Source organism: Pseudomonas sp. 2957 (assembly GCF_031456345.1).
In the GTDB taxonomy this organism is placed as follows: domain Bacteria; phylum Pseudomonadota; class Gammaproteobacteria; order Pseudomonadales; family Pseudomonadaceae; genus Aquipseudomonas; species Aquipseudomonas siliginis.
Window position 1 is genome coordinate 1 of sequence record NZ_JAVDUL010000013.1, and the last position, 1,439, is coordinate 1,439.

Genomic DNA, 1,439 nt, shown 5'->3' on the forward strand with positions numbered 1-1,439 from the left:
ACGAAGTGGTTGATGCCATGCTTCCAAGAAAAGCTTCTAAGCTTCAGGTAACCAGGAACCGTACCCCAAACCGACACAGGTGGTTGGGTAGAGAATACCAAGGCGCTTGAGAGAACTCGGGTGAAGGAACTAGGCAAAATGGCACCGTAACTTCGGGAGAAGGTGCGCCGGTGAGGGTGAAGGACTTGCTCCGTAAGCTCATGCCGGTCGAAGATACCAGGCCGCTGCGACTGTTTATTAAAAACACAGCACTCTGCAAACACGAAAGTGGACGTATAGGGTGTGACGCCTGCCCGGTGCCGGAAGGTTAATTGATGGGGTTAGCTAACGCGAAGCTCTTGATCGAAGCCCCGGTAAACGGCGGCCGTAACTATAACGGTCCTAAGGTAGCGAAATTCCTTGTCGGGTAAGTTCCGACCTGCACGAATGGCGTAACGATGGCGGCGCTGTCTCCACCCGAGACTCAGTGAAATTGAAATCGCTGTGAAGATGCAGTGTATCCGCGGCTAGACGGAAAGACCCCGTGAACCTTTACTATAGCTTTGCACTGGACTTTGAATTTGCTTGTGTAGGATAGGTGGGAGGCTTTGAAGCGTGGACGCCAGTTCGCGTGGAGCCATCCTTGAAATACCACCCTGGCAACTTTGAGGTTCTAACTCAGGTCCGTTATCCGGATCGAGGACAGTGTATGGTGGGTAGTTTGACTGGGGCGGTCTCCTCCTAAAGAGTAACGGAGGAGTACGAAGGTGCGCTCAGACCGGTCGGAAATCGGTCGTAGAGTATAAAGGCAAAAGCGCGCTTGACTGCGAGACAGACACGTCGAGCAGGTACGAAAGTAGGTCTTAGTGATCCGGTGGTTCTGTATGGAAGGGCCATCGCTCAACGGATAAAAGGTACTCCGGGGATAACAGGCTGATACCGCCCAAGAGTTCATATCGACGGCGGTGTTTGGCACCTCGATGTCGGCTCATCACATCCTGGGGCTGAAGCCGGTCCCAAGGGTATGGCTGTTCGCCATTTAAAGTGGTACGCGAGCTGGGTTTAGAACGTCGTGAGACAGTTCGGTCCCTATCTGCCGTGGACGTTTGAGATTTGAGAGGGGCTGCTCCTAGTACGAGAGGACCGGAGTGGACGAACCTCTGGTGTTCCGGTTGTCACGCCAGTGGCATTGCCGGGTAGCTATGTTCGGGAAAGATAACCGCTGAAAGCATCTAAGCGGGAAACTTGCCTCAAGATGAGATCTCACTGGAACCTTGAGTTCCCTGAAGGGCCGTCGAAGACTACGACGTTGATAGGTTGGGTGTGTAAGCGCTGTGAGGCGTTGAGCTAACCAATACTAATTGCCCGTGAGGCTTGACCATATAACACCCAAGCAATTTGCTGACCTGAAAAGGCACCAGATTGCGGTGTGTGAAGACGAAACGAACCGAAAGTTCGAA

At 53.0% G+C, this 1,439-nt stretch carries 1 rRNA gene; it reads left to right on the forward strand.

The features are described 5' to 3' along the window. A 23S ribosomal RNA gene (locus J2Y39_RS26385) occupies positions 1-1,361 on the forward strand; the annotation flags it as partial. Between the last annotated feature and the right edge of the window lie 78 nt (positions 1,362-1,439).